The 19,558-nt window shown below is 47.5% G+C and carries 18 protein-coding genes; 5 read left to right on the top strand and 13 right to left on the bottom strand.

From position 1 onward, the window contains the following. Nucleotides 1-60: 60 nt before the first annotated feature. Nucleotides 61-804, bottom strand: coding sequence for a 3-oxoacyl-[acyl-carrier-protein] reductase (gene fabG / locus ACO1NU_RS11960; RefSeq protein ID WP_448818721.1), 744 nt, complete (start codon nucleotides 802-804; stop codon nucleotides 61-63). A gap of 40 nt (nucleotides 805-844) precedes the next feature. After that, nucleotides 845-1,336 carry a methionine-R-sulfoxide reductase gene (locus tag ACO1NU_RS11955; protein WP_448818720.1) on the bottom strand — a complete coding sequence of 164 codons (492 nt, stop codon included), beginning with the start codon at nucleotides 1,334-1,336 and terminating at the stop codon, nucleotides 845-847. 218 nt (nucleotides 1,337-1,554) lie between these two features. Here ACO1NU_RS11955 and rlmH point away from each other — a divergent pair, with 218 nt between their 5' ends. Further along, nucleotides 1,555-2,028: a 23S rRNA (pseudouridine(1915)-N(3))-methyltransferase RlmH gene (rlmH, locus tag ACO1NU_RS11950; protein WP_448818719.1), complete on the top strand. Its 474-nt coding sequence runs from the start codon at nucleotides 1,555-1,557 to the stop codon at nucleotides 2,026-2,028. A 15-nt stretch (nucleotides 2,029-2,043) separates the two neighbouring features. Then, nucleotides 2,044-2,166, top strand: a complete 123-nt coding sequence (locus tag ACO1NU_RS11945) for a hypothetical protein (protein WP_448818718.1) — start codon at nucleotides 2,044-2,046, stop codon at nucleotides 2,164-2,166. Between the two features lie 126 nt (nucleotides 2,167-2,292). Here ACO1NU_RS11945 and ACO1NU_RS11940 read toward each other — a convergent pair whose 3' ends face one another. Together ACO1NU_RS11940 and ACO1NU_RS11935 are read right to left on the bottom strand one after the other, a co-directional pair. Continuing rightward, nucleotides 2,293-2,730, bottom strand: coding sequence for a DUF5606 family protein (locus ACO1NU_RS11940; RefSeq protein WP_448818717.1), 438 nt, complete (start codon nucleotides 2,728-2,730; stop codon nucleotides 2,293-2,295). Nucleotides 2,731-2,734: 4 nt separating this feature from the next. Then, complete coding sequence (locus tag ACO1NU_RS11935) at nucleotides 2,735-3,175, bottom strand: peptidylprolyl isomerase (RefSeq protein ID WP_448818716.1); 441 nt, start codon at nucleotides 3,173-3,175, stop codon at nucleotides 2,735-2,737. Nucleotides 3,176-3,255: 80 nt separating this feature from the next. On the opposite strand from ACO1NU_RS11935, the gene ACO1NU_RS11930 reads away from it, so the two are divergent. Next, entirely contained in the window at nucleotides 3,256-4,515 is a 1,260-nt protein-coding gene (locus tag ACO1NU_RS11930; protein WP_448818715.1) for an asparagine synthetase B, read from the top strand. A 26-nt stretch (nucleotides 4,516-4,541) separates the two neighbouring features. Here ACO1NU_RS11930 and ACO1NU_RS11925 read toward each other — a convergent pair whose 3' ends face one another. From ACO1NU_RS11925 to ACO1NU_RS11905, 5 genes are all read right to left on the bottom strand, one after another. Beyond that, complete coding sequence (locus ACO1NU_RS11925) at nucleotides 4,542-6,521, bottom strand: putative porin (protein WP_448818714.1); 1,980 nt, start codon at nucleotides 6,519-6,521, stop codon at nucleotides 4,542-4,544. Nucleotides 6,522-6,533: 12 nt separating this feature from the next. Next, entirely contained in the window at nucleotides 6,534-7,349 is an 816-nt protein-coding gene (locus ACO1NU_RS11920) for a purine-nucleoside phosphorylase (RefSeq protein ID WP_448818713.1), read from the bottom strand. Beyond that, nucleotides 7,330-8,382 carry a tetraacyldisaccharide 4'-kinase gene (gene lpxK, locus ACO1NU_RS11915; RefSeq protein ID WP_448818712.1) on the bottom strand — a complete coding sequence of 351 codons (1,053 nt, stop codon included), beginning with the start codon at nucleotides 8,380-8,382 and terminating at the stop codon, nucleotides 7,330-7,332. The genes ACO1NU_RS11920 and lpxK overlap by 20 nt, the downstream gene beginning before the upstream one ends. Before the next feature lie 24 nt (nucleotides 8,383-8,406). Next, nucleotides 8,407-9,681 carry a flavin monoamine oxidase family protein gene (locus ACO1NU_RS11910; RefSeq protein ID WP_448818711.1) on the bottom strand — a complete coding sequence of 425 codons (1,275 nt, stop codon included), beginning with the start codon at nucleotides 9,679-9,681 and terminating at the stop codon, nucleotides 8,407-8,409. A 105-nt stretch (nucleotides 9,682-9,786) separates the two neighbouring features. Next, nucleotides 9,787-10,230, bottom strand: coding sequence for a MarR family winged helix-turn-helix transcriptional regulator (locus ACO1NU_RS11905; protein WP_448818710.1), 444 nt, complete (start codon nucleotides 10,228-10,230; stop codon nucleotides 9,787-9,789). A gap of 143 nt (nucleotides 10,231-10,373) precedes the next feature. Here ACO1NU_RS11905 and ACO1NU_RS11900 point away from each other — a divergent pair, with 143 nt between their 5' ends. Then, complete coding sequence (locus ACO1NU_RS11900) at nucleotides 10,374-10,958, top strand: tetratricopeptide repeat protein (protein ID WP_448818709.1); 585 nt, start codon at nucleotides 10,374-10,376, stop codon at nucleotides 10,956-10,958. A gap of 5 nt (nucleotides 10,959-10,963) precedes the next feature. On the opposite strand, the gene ACO1NU_RS11895 is transcribed toward ACO1NU_RS11900, so the two are convergent. From ACO1NU_RS11895 to ACO1NU_RS11885, 3 genes are all read right to left on the bottom strand, one after another. Next, nucleotides 10,964-11,593, bottom strand: coding sequence for a DUF6266 family protein (locus ACO1NU_RS11895; RefSeq protein ID WP_448818708.1), 630 nt, complete (start codon nucleotides 11,591-11,593; stop codon nucleotides 10,964-10,966). Nucleotides 11,594-11,628: 35 nt separating this feature from the next. Continuing rightward, a complete protein-coding gene (locus tag ACO1NU_RS11890; RefSeq protein ID WP_448818707.1) occupies nucleotides 11,629-12,243 on the bottom strand; it encodes a DUF6266 family protein in 615 nt (204 codons plus the stop codon). Nucleotides 12,244-12,633: 390 nt separating this feature from the next. Further along, a complete protein-coding gene (locus tag ACO1NU_RS11885) occupies nucleotides 12,634-15,147 on the bottom strand; it encodes an L-rhamnose mutarotase (RefSeq protein ID WP_448818706.1) in 2,514 nt (837 codons plus the stop codon). Between the two features lie 265 nt (nucleotides 15,148-15,412). Here ACO1NU_RS11885 and ACO1NU_RS11880 point away from each other — a divergent pair, with 265 nt between their 5' ends. Beyond that, nucleotides 15,413-17,014 carry a S41 family peptidase gene (locus ACO1NU_RS11880; protein ID WP_448818705.1) on the top strand — a complete coding sequence of 534 codons (1,602 nt, stop codon included), beginning with the start codon at nucleotides 15,413-15,415 and terminating at the stop codon, nucleotides 17,012-17,014. 37 nt (nucleotides 17,015-17,051) lie between these two features. On the opposite strand, the gene ACO1NU_RS11875 is transcribed toward ACO1NU_RS11880, so the two are convergent. Further along, a complete protein-coding gene (locus ACO1NU_RS11875; RefSeq protein ID WP_448818704.1) occupies nucleotides 17,052-19,493 on the bottom strand; it encodes a TonB-dependent receptor domain-containing protein in 2,442 nt (813 codons plus the stop codon). Nucleotides 19,494-19,558 lie beyond the last annotated feature (65 nt).

The raw sequence follows: 19,558 nt of genomic DNA, 5'->3' as shown, positions 1-19,558 counted from the left end.
TTACCAATGGTAAATATGCCAATTTGTATCTATTATAGCAATTATGACTGGTGCTATGCCTTAAAGCATACCGCCATCCACGGCAACAACCTGCCCGGTAACGTACGCACTCAGGTCAGACGCCAGGAATAAGCATACATTCGCAACATCTTCTGTCTCCCCCGCACGCTTCATCGGAATACCCTGCTCCCATCCTGCTACCACTTTTGGATCTAATACTTCGGTCATCTCCGTCTTAATGAAACCCGGAGCAACCACATTCGTACGGATATTTCTTGAACCAAGTTCTTTTGCCATCGACTTTGAAAACCCGATGATACCAGCCTTCGAAGCCGCATAGTTTCCCTGTCCGGCATTACCCTGAACACCCACAACAGAGCTCATGTTCACAAAAACACCCTTGCGGTTCTTCATCATCACCTTAGAAGCGGCTTTCGTAACGTTAAATATAGATTTCAGGTTCACTTCCAGAACTTCATCCCACTGCTGTTCAGTCATACGCATCAAAAGTCCATCCTTCGTGATACCTGCATTGTTCACAACGATATCAAGTGTTCCGAAATCGGCAACTACATCATTGATCAGCTGTTCAGCCTGGTCGAACTTGGAAGCATCCGAACGATATCCCTTTACCTTCGTTCCTGCTCCCTGCAATTCCTGCTCCAGAGCCTGACCTTTTTCCACTGAAGACAAATAAGTAAAAGCTACATTCGCCCCATGTTCAGCGAATTTTTCAGCGATCTTACGGCCAATTCCTTTTGAAGCGCCGGTAATCAGCGCAGTTTTTCCTTCGAGTAACTTCATAAAACTAAATTATCGGCCGTGAAGTTAGAGATTTTTTTCATTACTCTGAATCCGGAACAAAATCCATTGAAACCGAATTCACACAATGCCGTGTATTCTTGGCGGTAAAACCCTCGTTCAGGAACACATGCCCTAAATGCGCATCGCAGTTGGCGCAAACAATCTCAGTCCGCTGTCCGTCCATATCAGGCACCCTCTTCACTGCACCTTTAACCTCATCATCAAAGCTCGGCCATCCGCAATGCGAATCAAACTTGGTTTCTGAGCGATACAATGGTGCATTGCACCTCTTGCAGATATAAGTACCCTTATCTTTATTATGTAAAAGCTTGCCCGTGCCCGGATACTCCGTGCCCTTGTGAACAATCACGCGTTCCTCTTCTGGAGTCAACTTATTGAAATTCATATTATTTGTCATTATTTTTTTAACGGTCGTATCCTGCTTTCCTTGCTCAGATGAAGCAACCTTTTCCTGAGCACAGCCACTGATTGCGGCAACCAAAAAACAGCACATTACAAAGATAGTTTTCATAGTAGTATTAGAACGACGAAATCCCTGTCCCAATATAGCCATTCATCAAGGGCTCTCTTTATGATGAAAGAATGACTTTCACAAAATTCAGTATTTTTGACAGAAGATCCGCATGAGAAACATGCGGGGCATTCGGGATCGCTCCAGACGCTCATCATGATGATGACCTGCCGGAAGAACCCTCATTCCGCACCACCGTCATTCTAAAGAATACTCCAATGAAAATAACGTTCCTGGTTTTAGGGAAAACAGACGACAAATATATCATCGAAGGGATCAGCAAATACCTTAACCGGCTGAAACACTATATCCGGTTCGAGCTGATTGAGATACCCGACCTAAAGAACACCAAAAACCTCCGGGAGGACCAGCAGAAGGCAAAAGAGGCTGAGCTGATTCAGAAGGCACTTCAACCGACCGACCACGTTATCCTGCTTGACGAAAACGGTGCAGAGTTTACTTCCCGTAAATTTTCAGAGTTTCTCAATAAAAAGATGGTTAGCGGTATTCAGAACCTGGTGTTTATTGTGGGCGGACCCTATGGATTTGACGAAAGCATTTATAAATTGGCTAACAGCAAAATATCTTTATCCAAAATGACGTTCTCTCATCAGATGGTTCGTTTGTTCTTTATCGAACAGGTTTACCGTAGCTTTACTATTCTCAAGGGCGAACCCTATCACCACGATTAACCAAATACAAGCAATATGGCATTTAAACCAAGGCAATATCGCTATAGGGGAGCAGATCCCGGCAGCGAACAGAAGCGTTTCTGGATCTTCATTGTGATCGGTATCCTGATCAGCGCAGCAATCATGTACTTGTTCTAAAACAAAAAGAGGCTGATCACGATTGGTGATCAGCCTCTTTTCCGTTTATTTTATCCGGGTACCTGATAGAATTTCCGTACAGGTTGAGTCTCAAAATATCGCTTTCACGATTGAGATAAGCTCCTGTTACTTTTCTTCAGATGTTTCCTCTGCGGCTTCCGCCTGAGCAGGGAGTGCTGCAGGTTCTTCATCGAATAAAGGCAGTTCCTTGATAATCGAATACCAAACCAGGATCTTCTTCATATCTGATGCGTATACCTTCTCTTCGTCATGATCCGGAGCCACTTCTCTGAAATATGCTCTTAAGGTCTTGCCGTCTGATTTAGGATCAGGAACCGACTCACTTGCTTTGATACTCTCAAAAATATCGATAAGCTTCAGATCACCATTCTCACCGAAAACAGTAATATCCTCTAAAGAAGCCAGCTTTGATGTAGAGATGTTTACTACAAGCTTCACCTTCTGCTCATCCAGACTCTCGAGAACAAATCCCGACTTATTCTGACCAATAACTTTGTATAGTCCCGGCTTGCCCGAAACAGATACCAGACCTCTTAAATTCATGTTCTTAGTTTTCTTCGATTACTTCAACACTCAAAATCTTGTCTCCTGCGCGGATAGCATCTACCACATCCACATTCTCCACAACCTTACCAAAGCAAGTATGATGTCTGTCAAGATGAGCCGTGTTGTTGCGGCTATGGCAAATAAAGAATTGAGAGCTGCCTGTATCGCGTCCTGCGTGAGCCATAGACAACACACCACGGTCATGATACTGATTTTCACCTGTCAACTCACATTTGATACGTGTACCTGATCCACCTGCACCTGTTCCTGTTGGATCACCTCCCTGAATAACGAAATCAGGAATAACACGGTGGAAGGTCACACCATTGTAGAACCCTTCTTTAGATAGCTTCAAGAAGTTAGCCACGGTGTTAGGAGCGTCTTTGTCGTAGAACTCTACGGTCATGTCGCCTTTTTCTGTCTTTATGATTGCTTTACTCATGATTTCCGAAATTAGATGCCAAAGTTAATTATTTCATTTAGATTTAATGGATTAAAGCTTTTTCCAATAATCTATTTACAATGATGCGAAGACTTGTGATGATCGGCCTCCTTCTCCTTTTCGCTTCAGGAGCACGTTCTGCCTCTCTCCTGGTCGCAATGGATGAGGATCAAAAAAATCATCTGAAAGCCTACGGATTAACCTACTGGGCACTGCAAAACGGGGTAGAAGCCAACTGGCTGCTCAACTACCGCGGCGGGAGCTTCCTCTTCTCCTACTCGGAAACACTGGAAAAGGAATGCCGGATCAGGAACGTATCCTATCAGGTGCTCACTGATCTCGCCACAAACAAGATTCTCACTACCATATCCGACAGCCAGGTCAATATGGACATTATCAAACTGGAGAAAGCTCCCAAAATGGCCGTGTATTCGCCAAAAAATAAACTTCCCTGGGACGATGCGGTCACACTTGTTCTAACCTATGCAGAGATCCCCTATGACATCCTGTACGACGAAGAGGTACTGAAGGGGGAGCTCGCCAAATACGACTGGCTTCACCTCCATCATGAAGATTTTACAGGCCAGTACGGTCGCTTCTGGTCTACATTCCGCATGGCCGATTGGTACACCGAAGATGTGAAGCTTCAGGAAAAAACCGCCAAAAGACTTGGCTATAAAAAGGTGTCACAAATGAAGCTCGACGTGGCCCTCTCCATCCGTAACTTCTGCGCAGGCGGAGGCTTTCTCTTCGCCATGTGCTCCGGCACCGAGAGCTTTGATATCGCATTGGCTGCCGAAGGCATTGATATCTGCGAGACGATGTTTGATGGCGACCCGGCAGATAAGCAGGCACAACAGAAACTCGACTTCTCCAAGAGCCTCGCTTTTCAGAATTTCCGGCTTGATATGAACCCCTATAACTATGAATTTTCAGATATCGACGTCACCGCAACCCGATCACTTGAGCGGAGCGAAGACTTCTTTACCCTATTTGACTTTTCAGCTAAGTGGGATGTGGTGCCCACCATGCTCACCCAAAACCATGATCAGGTGATAAAAGGCTTCATGGGACAAACCACCGCCTTCAGGAAATCGCTTCTCAAGCCAACCGTCCTCGTTCTTGGAGAATCAAAAGCCGTCGACGAAGCCCGTTATATTCATGGTGAATTTGGAAAAGGACAATGGACCTTCTATGGAGGGCATGACCCCGAAGATTACCAGCATGCCGTTGGCGATCCGCCCACAGATCTGAACCTGCACCCTAATTCCAGCGGCTACAGGCTGATACTCAACAACGTCCTGTTTCCGGCAGCAAAGAAGAAAAAACAGAAGACCTGAGCCTCGCACGCAGCTCCTGCATCCGCTTAATCGTAGAAGCTCCAGCTCACACCGAACTTGAACAAAGCACTCGGCATCGGATAGCGGTTCACGGTAAAGTATCCTTTCGAGAATAAGCCCTGGTTGGCATAATCATAACGCACAAACAGGTTAGCCCGCCGCAGGGCAAAACGCGCCCAGAGATCCACAACCGGGTAAGATGAGAACTTTACCGGATATCCATTATAAAACTGGCTGATGTTTACCGCATAAGATGACGCCGTATACGGTGTATTCAGGCGCACATCAAATCCAAGATCCGCAAACAGCGCTTTTTTGAAATAGCTGTTTGAAAAATAAACGCTGTTGTACGTGTAGAATTCCGGAGTCCGCAGTAAGTCCTGATAGTCCGTCTTCTGATAAACCACAAAGTTCTCCATGTTGAACTTTCCTATCCTGAACCGCTTGCTTAACGTAAGCTTCAGCATATTAATACTGCTCCCCTCCTGTGCCGGCTCAATTTCACTCACAAAAGGCGTCTCTCTCAGGTACAGGTAATTGTCCATCAGAAAGTACTCCGCCTTCGCCAGCATATTGAACTTAGGATTTACATAGGCAAAAGACAGATTGTTGATCTTGGTATTATCGAAGCTTCTCGACCAGTTATTATAGGTATAGTTCAGGTTCTCATAGATCAGCTCTGGCGATTTATTTTGGGTATAGGCTCCCAGTACAATGCGACCCACCGAGCGGCTCAGCATAATCTGTGCCTTCGCATCATAGAGATAGTCGCCCGCATTACGCCCCTGCGCAATCTGCTGCAGGTCGACGTTTAAATTGATCCTGTCGCTAAAACGGTAACCCGCATTTGCCTTGAGGGTGATGTTCTGAAAGGAAGTACTGTAATCCATCTGGTCGTACCAGTAAAGATCATGACGCATTCCGAGGTCAAGCTTTACCTCATTCTTCAGGAAACTGACTGAACGCCCTCTTAGATAGAAGCTGTACATGAACTCATTCCGCAAATTCCTGATGCGTGTCGAGTCGATCACCAAATTCCCTACACCCGGCACATCCGGAAATACATTCCCCAGATCTTCTTCATTTTTATAGAATCGATATGCCTCATTGGAGTACGACAATGAGTGAGAAACCCGCTGCGTAGGTAATATGCTTGAGCTAGCATCCGCTCCGGCGGTATCAATACGCCCAAGATAGTAGAATTGCTTCAGAAAGAAAGACTTCTGCCTGTACGTGTTACGGGTCGGGTCGCTGGTTTGATTCAAATTAACAGATTCTTCCTGTGCACCCAGAGTATTCGTAGAGTTGAAAATATCCTTATTCTGCACCGATCCGTTCTCCTCATTCTTCAGCGTATTAAATAAGCCGTTTACCAGCAGGTTATAGCGCTTAGTAGGCGACTCATACCAGCTAAAGACCGCTGCATTCAGGTGGTCTGAATTCTGATTCCGGTATATTCCCCTGGCGCCTACGCGAAAGTAGTTACCGCCCACATTCCAGTTAGGCTTCACATTCTGCGAGTGCGTTACCCGGAACACTTGTTCGGTCCTGCTCCCGTTCACATAGTAAAGGGATGTATAGGGCGTACGCGCCCGGTAATACTTGATCGAATCCTGCGTCAGCTTAAAGCGATCCATCGAATGAAAGCCCGCATCGAAACCGATCGTCTTTGAAGGATTGAAAAGAAGATCACGATAGGCCAAACCCAGGTTCCCAAGGTTCGCACTCGGATTCTCCGGTGTGATCAGCGGATTATAGTTCTGAAAGCGATGAAGAGTAGTATCCAGCGGCTCCGTCTTCGTGCTGTCTTTCAGCAAGCCCAGATTCGTGTAGCGGATATAAGTCGAATTGAAGATGACGGTATCTCTTCCCTCTTCTTCCAGCTTGCGCAATGAATCCAGCTCAGCGCCGGCAGACTGTGACGCAGGAGCTTCCCGAATCTGTGCCATCAGCGAAACCGGACCCAATAAGAAGAAAGCGAGCAGAACAACTAAAAAATATCTCATCAACATCTAATGTTAAAAAGAGCCAAGTAACTCTTTCAATATCAAGGTCATTTTAGGCTCTGCCTCCTGAGCCACACGGACAATCTCATCCAGGGAAATAGGCTCCAAAGCATCTGAAAAGCCCTCGTCCGTGATCACCGACACAGCAAATACCGGCAGCCCCATATGTTTCGCCACGATAACCTCAGGCACGGTACTCATTCCTACCGCGTCTCCCCCTATCAAACGTAAGTAATTATACTCCGCTTTTGTTTCCAGATTAGGACCTGGTACCGACACGTAAACGCCTTTGTGGCAGCTGATGTTATTCGCCGATGCAATTTCCATCCCTTTTGCAATCATATTCAGATCATAAGGCTGGTTCATATCCGGAAAGCGCGGACCCAGATCATCCCAGTTCCTTCCACGAAGGGGATTATCCGGCAAAAGGTTGATATGATCCTCGATGATCATGATATCGCCCTTCTTGATGTTTTCCTTCAATGAGCCACTCGCATTCGAAACGAACAAACGCTGGATACCCAACATCTTCATAACTCGCACCGGGAAGGTGATCTGCTTCATATCGTAGCCTTCATAGTAGTGTAACCTGCCCTGCATCGCCACAACTTTCTTCCCGTTCAGCATGCCGAATATCAGGCGGCCAGAATGAAATTCAACCGTCGAAATGGGGAAGTCGGGAATATTCGAATACATGAGCCGATGCAAAACCTCAATTTCGCTAACCAAACCTCCTAAGCCTGTTCCCAGGATAATACCGATTTCCGGCTCGAAATCGCCAATACGTTTCTTGATATACTCCGTTGTATTATAAATGCTTGCTAACATAATCTCTTAATAAAAGATCGAACTTTAATTTATCTGAATCATGAAATTCTGCCTCTACGGGCAGATAGAAAACAGGCAGATCATTCAGGGTTTCACGAAGCTCTTCAGCCATAAGGCGCTGAACGTCTTTTTCGGTAGTGATGACTATTTTGTGAGCTGTCTTGTCCCCTCTAAAATCCTCGGCAAGTTTACTAATATTTTTCCGGCTGAACGGATGATGATCAGGGTAATCATAGTGCTTCACAGGGAATCCCAGCGTGCTGATCTTATTATAAAGTGGCGCTGGGTTTGCTATGCCGGTAAGCAGGTAAACCCGGCTCCCCGGCATCACATCGGTCAGTCCCAGAGACTCCCCGCCAAACAAAGGCTTCAGGCTCCCATATTTCAGATAAGAAAAAAACACCTGTTGTCCACCATGCGGCTTCACCCTTTTCAGCGCCCACTCCCGCTCCGCCCCGGTTATCCCCTTATCCGTCTTGGTAATCACGATGGCATCTGCCCGCGCCCGTCCCGAGAAAGGCTCTCGCAGGTTACCTGCCGGCAAAACCAGCTGCGGCTCGTGCAGTCGGGTATAATCAAACAGCAGCAGCTTGAACCCGGCATCTACTGCCCGGTGTTGGTAAGCATCGTCCAGGATTACCACGTCATGTGCTTCTTTCAGGATATCGATGCCGGTTACGCGCTTCTCGCAAACGGCAACCGTCAGTCCCGGATACTTTTTCTTAAACTGTAAGGGCTCATCGCCCGTATCTCCGGCGGCATCATCAGTCTCCACCAGCCTGTAACCTTTGGTTTTCCGTCCATATCCTCTGCTTAAAACAGCAAGCCGACGCTCAGCACCCAACAAGCGGATCAGGTATTCAGCCATAGGACTTTTACCGGCTCCACCAAGAGCTAGGTTCCCGATGCAGACCACCGGTATCCTGTACTTCTTCGAGTGAAATACACCTGCCGAATACAGAAAGTTCCTCAGCTGCAGGATACCGCTATACAAAAGAGACAAAGGATAAAAAACCAGGCGTATATAACTCATGCAATATCGTATGGATCACAATGATCAGTTATTCAGGATTTGCTGAGCCACATCCCTGCCCGAAATTAAAGCGGCTTCAACGGTACCTCCATGTGGTCCGCTGTACATCGCCTCTCCCGCAAAAAAGATTGTATCCTCAACCCCGGCATTTAATACCTCCAAAGCCTGCGCCCCTTCCAGTGTAGCAAAGGCATATCCACCTTTGGAGAACGGGTTTGTATTCCAGTTGAAAATATAAGAATCTTCTATTTGGTCGATCAAAAAATCTTCGTTTACCCCGAAGGTCAGCGCGAGCGCAGCAATGGCTTCATCTATCACGTTTTTGTCGGTACATTGGTCAAATTTCGCTGCTGCAGGACCCGCAATCCATCCGTATAAGATAGGCGTAGTATACGGGGCATGCAGCCACCATGTAGGTACGGCCTCATCTGAAAACAGAAATGATGTATCCGGGCTCAGCATGTCTACCCAAAAAGCCGTTTTGAAGCGAAGGATCATCTTGATAACCGCTCCAAAGCCAATAGCCTGTATGGCCCGTTCCTGCTCCGGCATTCGGGGTTCAAACACGACAGATCCCGCATTTCCCGGAGGGATTTGCAGTACTCCCGGCGGTACGGTCACAATGAGCTGCTCAGCCGTGAATGACTCTCCGTTAGAGGTAAAAACCTCCACAAAGCCTTTCTTCCAGCGAACTTGCGTCACCACCTTATGCAGCTGAATAGTACAGCCCGCTTCCCGGCAACGGGATTCAAGAAAACTGATCAGCTGTCCGTACCCTCCATCTACCCGGTATTGCTTACCATCATCAGACCATTCATCCCGTAGCGAGAATACACTAACCGTGTCCGGATCAGCAGCATCATAACCTTGTACGAAGCGTAACACCTCCTCTCGTAAAGTACTGTAACGGCTGTCGCTGAAAAAGGACGATAGAAAGTCACTGAGTGTCCGGTCAGCTTCCAGAGTATTAAGCCGGTCCATAAATTCAGACCAGTGACCTGTACGCTCTTCCAAGATCTCCTTCCCCTCTCGCAGACGTACACCCCGTTGTTCCATCGGCGTATAGGTGATTCCTGCTTCCTTCAACAAATCAAAGGTCAGCTGAAGCTCACCATGGATAAACTCCGCACCAAGAGAGACCGGCACAGGCCAGCCTTGATTGTCGGCATCCAGAATCCGACCGCCCGTCCGGGCGCTCCCTTCCAATATAACAACCTTTCTCTCAGCGGATGAGAGCCCACGGGCAGCAAGCAGCCCCGCTGCACCCGCTCCGATAATGAGAATTTGGGAATGAGACATAAAATTTCATAAAGTTACAGAAAGTTTCAGCGTACAGAAAATACTTCGCTTTGAACTTGTATCATGTAAGGTATAGTCGGGAATGTGCCTTGATCGTTCAGTATCCTAAACCAGGTTCTCGTAAACGTGTTTTAGTAAATCAGCAGCCTGTTTCAACTGCGTTCTGGAAAGATCTTTACTTAGTACAGTCTGAAATTCATCGAAGATTGGCTGAAACAACTTCTGGGTTTCTAACCCGAGTGGGGTAACAGATATGATCTTATTACGCCTGTCTGTCGGGTCCTCCGATCTCCTGACAAGCCCGCGCTTCGTCAGATTATCCAGAAGGGATGTCAGGCTCGCTTTGTTCTTTTGAATATTATCAGCGATATCCTGCTGATTCATTTCACCCTTGCGCCATAATACAGTTAACACCTGCAGCATTTCATACGTAAGGCCAATCCCGTGTTCCTTAACTTTGCGCTGGATAAACTGCTTCATCCCCATTCTTACATTCAGAATGGCATCAATCAAATCTCTGACCTCCGACGATGAATTATTTTTTTCCATAACAGTACTACAGAAATACGCTTGCTTAGTTAAATATTAAACCATCTCAGAACAATATTGTTTCCCTGAGGTAAACGTTTGGGCACATTTTTGCAGCTATATTTATTATATAGCATATTTGAATACATTACAGCTAGTACTCCATGAAACATATCATCATTATAATATTTACATTTCTCTGCAAAACAGCTATTTGTCAAACTCCTGAAGATCAATACTATGATTTCAGTCTTCACCTTTCCGAAGGTGATGCAGAAAAAGCCATGACAATTGCTGAGAAACTTGTCCCCTCATCCACGTCGCTGACCAAAAAGCAGCAGGCTATATTCTACTTCAAGCTAGCTAGGCTCTATGAAGACAGAAAAAATGCACAACAGGCGATCTCCTTTTACGAACGATCACTGAAGCTGGAACCCAACTACTATGTACCCCACCTGGCTCTCGGGCATCTCTATCTGGATCATGCGAGAATAATAAGCGCGAAAGCGAAGGCCGAAAAGCCTTCACCTTCTACACGCCAACGCTACCAGACCGAATATAAAGCAGCGCTCAGAAAAGCGATCCCTCATCTGGAGAAGGCGATGGCCTGTGATCCCAATGATCAGGTTCTGGCATCTATCAAGAATGCCTACCTTGCCCTTGATGATCAATCCACCTTTAATTCACTCGACTCCAGGATAGACGAGCTCAATAAGAACTGTGTGACGGTACTCACCGAAGACTTCTAAGTCCGTTACTGAGGTTTCGGGAGCAGATAGACACTGTCTGAAACGTTCCGTCCTTTTAAATCGGAGAAAAACACATATCCATGTATCCTATCCTGCCGGAATGCTTCTGGTAAGCTGACCTGAACATGCAGGCCATCCCGGAGGGCCAGGCTCTCAAATAACATATGATGTGCTTTATCCTCATTGATCAGGAGCAGATTCAGCCTGTCATCCGGCGAACAATCGACCGTGTATATCGCTGACATCGTCCACCGGACTATGGCTGTATCGCCTGTTATTTCCAGCTCAACCGATGGAGCAGGACTAAGCGTTCCCCGGCTGATCAATAAGCGGTCATATTGAATATGTGCTCGCTGCTCGTCCACCCGGACTACATTCTTCCTCACGTAGCTAAATGCAGCCTGGTACCTGGCATTTCCGGAAGCTCTGCTACTTGTCCAGGTCCGCATCAACAGTGATCTGAATTGAGTGAGAAAAGTTGCCGTCAGTCCAAAAGCCCCCCTTGAGGCATCCAGCGATTCCGATTGCCGGAGCACCACTTCCGGAGCCTTTCTGATGAATTGTTTCCCGTCCCTTGTCCAGTATACATGTTCTCCTACCCGACCTGAAATAAGGCCATTTATCACTCTTGCCATATCAATTGATTTTTAAGGGTCCGACATAAACAGTTTCAGAACACAGGCCTCTTTTCAGACACCATGAACAGATAAACATGAACGGTACGATCCACCCAATTCTGCGGGATGGCGACCCTCATTTCACAGTGAGCACGAGTCCGGTGACCAATATCGGAAATCGCTTCCGGCTCCTCTTCGCAGTAGGCGGTCAGAACGATTCGATCTGTGGGCCTTTCTGTCAAACAATGGCCAAAGATTTCCCAGCGAACATCCAGCTCCGGCCCCTCCCGCCATTCTACCGAGCACATGCCCGGTTTGCTTACGGCAGCGCCTTTGCTTAGTACAATACGGGAGAAATCAATTCTGATCGTATCGCCTGTTCGCTCAAAAGCATTCTTGTTCAGCTTGAACGCAAGATTATACGGTGTCATCCTTTTCAGATTACGCTGCCCCAGTCCGACACGCAAAACATCTTTAAAAGAAACAAAAAACTCGCCAATTTCTTTGAACTTATCCCTGGTAAACTGCTGTTTTCCAGTCGGAGGCTTCCGATACTTTTTCAGACGATGTTTACCTTTCATATAATCAATACCTTTCCAACTGCTGCCAATCACACTCCCTACTGTACCTGAAAATCCGCCATTTACGCCGTTTTTTAATGTAGCCATTATTACCTTTTATTTAATGAATAATTCGTAGCCGGGTGTTTCTAACCCGGTGAACTAAAGGTCGTCATCGCCACGATGAGATACGATTTTTCGCCACAAAACGTCAAATTCTTCCGAAATATGTCGCATTTTTCCGGAATTTGCGCTTTTCACGGCTCTATGCCAGCAATGAAGAACCTAAACTTGAAGCCGGAGAAAAAAGGTTTGAATATCCGCTACTGACCCGATACTCACCCGCTGGTGATACGATACCACCAGGCGAAACACGGGCGACGAACGGAGTACAAAAGGATTACTGCCGCTCAGACAAATTTTTTTTTGTTTGACTAAGCTCTTGAAGGTGCCTCTTTGCAGACCATAAAATGACCCCGAAATGCTGATCCGGTCGTGCTAGTTGAGGTGTTTAAAAAGAGACCAGGTCTGACCGGTTTTTGCTCCAGGCTGCCCCTCCTCGTACTTCCTTATCATCTTGTTCCATTGCTGCACCTTGGGGTTGTTCTCCAGGGTCTTGGCATTGAGCTGATCCGATGTCCTGCCCTTCGGAAGACTGATAATAAGCATCAGCTGATCTTCCTCCCGGAACATGACGACACTTTGAAAGCCGGCCTGGCATAATCCCCTCGCCACTTCGGGCCACTTTTCGAACTGTGTGGCGTAGTGGCTAAAATACTCTTTTTGCAGGCCGGGGTTTCTAACTAATTTGGCCGTCAGTATGACCTGATCCTGTTCTTTCAACTGATTTTCCGCGCAGTGTGTTTGTCTGTCGAACGAATAGAATCTATCGGTGTACAACTTCACCGTGGCCTTTGGGAAGTTGGCTGCCAGATTTGCGCGGAGGCTTCGAGGATCTTTAAGCCTGGCGTAGATAACGGCACGGTTATTCCACTGATAGAGCGAGCCGGCAGGAAGCTTGAACTCCCCGGCAATACGTTTAAGAAGCTGAGCATCCGGAGCATCGGCGTTTGCTGAGGCAATTTCGATGAGTGAAGGCTTATCATCTTCGGGTACATATTGATTGATTTTGCGGTGGGGGGCTGCGGGACTGCGATCTTTCAGCAGGTACTGGTACGGTGGCTGAATGCCTGCACGGGCCCGGATGCTGTCGGCAACGAGCGGACCGTTATTCTCCCAGGTATTACCAGGGCCATTAGCGTTCTGAAGAAACTTTTCCGCCGGAGTCCAATTGTCCCGGATGCTGAAGTACGAAGACCCTTCATCTGTATAGAGGTAGAACCAATGATGGGGATCGTGTGCATAGGGTGCCTGGTAAATGCTGTCGATCACATTTTCAGCGATGACAGAACCAGGTTGTGCGGACAGGGTATAGATGGCCGATACATCATAAAGGTGCATGCCGTAATGATGGATCTTATTGGCGCGAATGGTATTATTGCGCATCGCGTTGATGGTACGGGTCCAGCCCCAGCCCATGCTAATGCCCGAGTAGGAAACATTAGAAATTTCATTGTTCACAATATTGATGCCCCTGACATGTCCCGCGCCAATTCCCACACAGCCCCAGTCTTCATTGGTCACATCGGTAATGAGGTTATTGGCAATCGTTTCATTGGTGCTGATCTCCCTCTCGTCGGCCGGGTCATAGGGTAAGTGCGCTTCAACGCTCTCTTCAGAGAACGTTCCGACCTGAATACCGGTGCCGCCAATATCCTTGAAGAGGTTACCGATGATCAGGTTGTGGTGAGTACCCTTCTTATAATCGAGCCCTGTTGAAGCATGATGCTCAAAGCGGCAGGCTTCAAATCCGGTATGATGGGCATAGAGAACTTCCACCGCGGCGGCGGGTCTGCCTACCCACGCCTGGTTTTCGAGGCCCTTCTTATCAGCTGTACCCGGAACCTGCAGCTTATAGGCATCCAGCATATACATCCCGGCCTGGTGAGGCACATGGCCGTATTGGGAGGGTCTGAGCCAGCTTGCGTGCTGAAAAGAGATTCCTTTGAAGTAGACATGCGACACAGGCCTGTCAATTGTACCTTCCATCTTCAGCAGGGTTTCAAGATAAGGTGCCACCACCGTAGCTGAGGTCATTTGCTCTGAAGGCAGCGGCCAATAGTAAACTTTACCTGCCCGCTTGTCGAGGTACCATTCTCCCGGCTGATCAAGAAACTGTCTGGAGTTGGTCAGATAGAAGGCCGAATTACCTGTTTCTTTAGATATCCAGGGTGCCGGCCAGGGGTGTTCAGACTGTACCCGGCTCTCCGGGTCGTAGAAGCTCAGTCGCGCACTGTCGCCCATCACCTTTACCTCTTTGATGCGGAGGTTTGCTATGGCCCACCATTGCAGGATGACCATTTCGGCACCCACCAGCTGCTCAGCTTTCCATTTTTTAGGGAATGGGATCATACAGGTACGGGATACATGGTCCCATGACAGGATCCTGCCCATTTTATGATCGTTATAGTCGCGCGCCCGGGTGGCCTTTCTGTTGTTAACCCAAAGCTGGCGGAAGTCGATTACATCGGTCCCCATCGTCGGTGCATCGGCTTCCCAAAGATTGCCTTTCCTGATCCATCCGCGAATGACCTTTCCGCCGCTCAGAACGGGCTGACCAGTACCTGCCGAACGGATGATGGTGGGACTTCCGGCTGTACCCGAATCTTCAGGGCGAATACGGATAGGTTCGTTCAAGCGGTAAGTACCTCCCTCTATGATGATGTGAATACCGTCTTTTGCAGCCGGTTCGGCCAGACGGCGCATTTCTCTGGCCTTACGTAGAGCCATATCGAGAGTAAGCAGCGGATGCTTTTCAGTTCCTTCCGCTGTATCGCTGCCCTTTGTTGAAACCCATAGTTGTGCAGGATCACCTGCGAAGAGTGGAGTAGCCAGCAGGAAGAGGATCATCACTAACAGCATCCTCTCTACTTGCGTCGATCTTCCTTTCATATTACAATTCGTTTAGTGCAAACGGCAAAGACGCCGTAAAAAGGTGGAAAATTACTACCTTTTATCCGGGACAGAAAGCGTTATTTAGCCGAAACCTTATAGTTTTACAAATGTTACGGTTTTAAGAGGTGACTGCAAAGCTTGACACTGGGATCAGCAGGCAGACAAAAAGCTGGTTTTCAGTATATTTTGCACCTTACACAATAAATTTCAGCTTATCTCATTAATAGTAGAACATTCAACATCCACGAGGAAAACATCACAGATGACATCACATAAATTCAGGCAGGTTGGACCTGCCCTGCTCTTGCTGACCCTTTTGGGTTTTTCAGTTTCCTGCAAGAAAGATAAGGAAGAACCGGCCCCGACCCCTGAGCCTGAGAAAGCGAGCCGCACAGAACTGACTGCAGATTCTATTTTTCTCTATGCGAAGGAGGTCTACCTCTGGAACGAGTCTTTGCCCGACTACAACACGTTCAACCCAAGAAAGTACGCCACTGCCGACGAAGAAGGTGGATTCAGGCAGGAGCTTTTTGCCATTACCCGCTATGCGAAAGACCCTGCTACAGGCCAGTCTTACGAATTCGATACAGATAATCCGAACGGGATAAAATACAGCTATATCACCAATACAGAGAACGCCAATCCGGTAGCATCCATTGCTTCCCGGCTGAGTTCGGTAGATCTGGAGGGGAATGGATATGATCTGGGTATGGACGTTGGCTTCTACGGAGTGGCGACTAGCGCCGACGCGTATAGGATCTATGTTCTGGATGTGAGTCCGAACTCCCCTGCCGCTAAAGCGGGTATTGTGCGCGGTGATGTCATACAATCGGTAAACGGTCGTGCCCTTGGTGCTAACTTTACTGCAGAGAAATCATTCTTAGATGATGTCTTCTTTTCCAGCACGGTGAGTACGGCTGCGCTCACAGGCACGAAGCGAGGTGGCACACCATTCAACGTGACACTAACGAGGAGTTCTTATAAAAGTTCGCCGGTACATCTGGATACCGTTTACACTGCGGGAACTAAAAAGATCGGGTATCTTGTATTTTCTGAATTCTCGACAGGCAGCAATGCTGTGGCCCGACTGAACGACTCGTTCAGCGAGTTTGCGGCAGCCGGTGTGACTGATCTGATAGTCGATCTGCGTTACAATGGGGGCGGCTATGTTTCAACGGCCGAGCATCTGACCAACCTGATTGCTCCTGCCACTGTTGACGGACAGGTCATGTTTACCGAGCGGTTTAACACCCTTATGCAAAACAAGAAAGCCCCTATTCTGAAGAATCTTCCTCTGTTGAATGATCAGGATCAGATTCAGTATTCCGGTGGGAGGATGTTAACGTATGCCGATGCCGACTATACCATTGCAGGCAATACATCTAAGTTTTCGAAGAAAGGCGATCTACGCAACCTGACAAATGTGGTCTTCATCACCACGGATGGCACCGCCTCTGCGAGTGAGCTGGTGATCAATAATCTGAAGCCTCACATGAACGTAAAGACCGTTGGCGAAACCAGCTACGGTAAGCCAGTGGGGTTCTTCCCTTTACGGATCGACAAATACGATGTCTATATGAGTATGTTCGAGTCGAAGAACTCGAAAGGGGAAGGTGGCTATTATTTTGGAATTAAACCGGATGCCGCAGCGTTTGATGATCCGCGGTATGCCTTTGGCGACCTGGGAGAGGAATCTCTGGCAACGGCATATTCGTATTTGGTGCGGGGATCCTTTACCAGCAGTTCGGGAGCCATTGCATCCAGGAACCAGTCGCGCGGCCTGAAACCGAAGGCACTGCAACATTCTGGAAAGCCACTATCAAAGGGCTTCAAAGGGATGATCGAAGACCGGATCAGGCGTTAAGCTGATCTGATCTTCGATCGGTATGTACGGTGTGGCCTTAGTTCTTGATGCGGCCTGCTTCTGAATCAAGACCGGTTGACCTTTTGCGGCTTTCCTTCAGGTTGTTGTTTCCGAATTTATACGAAAGGGTAAGTCGTGCAGTTCTGCTGTCAAATCGCTGATTAACACTATAGTCAAGTCCAGGATAGGCACTGCTGATCTTACCGCGTCGGGTCTTGAATACATCATTCACTGCCAGCTTCAGGTTCACTTTCTTAGCCATGAACGATTTGCTGAATCCAAAATCAATCGCATACTGTGGTTGAACCAGGAAGGTCCCGTAAATCAGCTTAGACTGATAGTTTCCGCTAAGTTCAAAAGAAGTAGAGCTGTTCAACGTTACGTTTTCACTGTGGAACACCTGAAAAGCAGTCTGGCTGTTGTCCAGCACCTGACCATTCAGGTTTGGCGATTTGAAGTGGTTATTGAATACTGTAAGGTTGGTATTACTGTTCCACCATTTGGTATACGTAAAAGGAGCGCTCAGATTGAAAGAATATGAGAGTTGCTCAGCCAGGTTGGCATTCGTCTGGTACAGTGCACTTTTCTCAGGAGCGGGCAATAATACCTGGGTCATCACGTCTGTGGTCTTTGTATAGCTTACCGAAGCGTTGTACTTTTTCAGTAGCGTATAACTCAGCTCGAAGGTATTGGTGTACTCCGGATTCAGGAAGGGGTTACCCTGGTTATAGGTGTAACGATCAAGAAAATACTCGAAGGGATTCAGGTCGTCATATGCAGGGCGTGTAATACGGCGGCTGTAAGTGATCCCCATGGAGTTGTTTTCATTGACGGTATAGTTGACTGCTGCGCTGGGGAAGAAGTCGAGATAATCTCGCTCAACCACCTGACCTGTTGTAACCAGATTGCCTTTGGATCCAGTTTGCTCCGCACGCAGTCCCACCTGTACATTGACCTTTTTAAACTCCTTCCTGAAGTTGACGTAGCCTGCCTTTACACTTTCATCATAGATAAAGTGGTTGCTTCTGCGGGGATCATCTTCCCATTGCTGACTTCCCATTCGCCTTGCCTGAAAGTCATTGTCTGTCTTTACCCAGCTGAGCTTAAATCCTGTTTCCATTTTGAATGATTTGGAAAACGGATGGGTATAGTCGGTCTTCACCGCATAGATATTAATCCCTGATGGCGTTTTATTCTCCAGCAGCTCATTAACCTTCTGTGTACCTGACGCATAAGCATATACATTATCGTAAAGCATCCGGCTTTTGCTGTCGTTATTCGCATAATCGAGGTCCACGGTAAGTTCCCGCCCTGCGGTGTCGAGTACAGACTTATAGTTGAGGTTATAGCTCAGGTTGTTATAGTTGGACCTGGAATCGTTTTGAGACAATAAAGAAGAATCTAAAACTCCCTGCATGGAACGGATAAGTGTACCATTGCTATACATCTCACGCCACTGGTTGATGTATCCGGTGGCGAGTACGCCGATCGTATTATTCTTATTCAGGAAAACGTCGGCACCAACCTTGAAATTATTGTTGTACCAGGCGCGGTCTGCATTTCCGGTCTGATTGAAGATGGCACTTGTGGTTTGACCCGCATTGACCCTGTCGATCTGCATATGCTGTTCGCCCTGGCTGTTGTTATAATTGTAGTTTCCGAAAATGTTCAATTTTTCGTTGCGATTATTGAGGGTAATTCCGGTGTTTGATTTACGCTTGCTTGAGTATCCGGCACCGAGGGTGAAGGTTCCGTTTGTACCGTAATTTTTGTTCTTCTTCAGTTTGATATTGATGATACCCGATTTGCCTTCTGCTTCATAGCGGGCTGAGGGGTTATTGATGATTTCTATTGATTCAATTTCATTACTCTGCATATTGCGAAGCATCGCGGCCAGATCCGTGTTGCTGAGGTAAGTAGGCTTGCCATCTATCATGATCAGGACACCCTGCTTGCCTTTCAGGGCTACGTTGTCATCCTTATCCAGGCTGACTCCGGGGGCTCTCTGCAAGACCTCCAGAGCCGTTGAGCCGGCAGATACGCTGCTATTTTCCACATTGACGATAAGCTTATCTCCCCGGCGTTCGATAGCGGGTTTCTGCACAGCGATATTGACTTCCTTTAGTTGCTTACTATCGGGAGATAGTGTGGCAGGCTTCATGTGCAATACGGGATTGGATGTATTCAATGTGACCACTTCGCTGAGATGCTTGCTTTGTCCCACCTGATGGACCGCCACGCGATAGGCTGAAGCAGGAATATTCTTAAAGCTATAGCGGCCTTTGCCATCGGTCATGACTGATTTGACTGCGGCGGAGTCAGCTACCCGGATAAGAGAAACGGTAGCATAATCCACGGGTTTCTGGTTTGCATCCTTTACGACTCCGTCGATTTCGCTTCCAGATACGATGTCCTGCGCGCGCAGCGTTCCTGCGACAATCAGCAGCAACATAAACAAGAGGCATTTAAGAGATTTCATGAGTTTTGGTTCTAAACTTTAGTCAAAACTATCTTCTGAAACGCCCTCAGGAAAGAGACAATAGG

It is taken from the genome of Arcticibacter sp., assembly GCF_053551015.1.
This window is presented reverse-complemented; position numbering and strand designations above follow the sequence as displayed.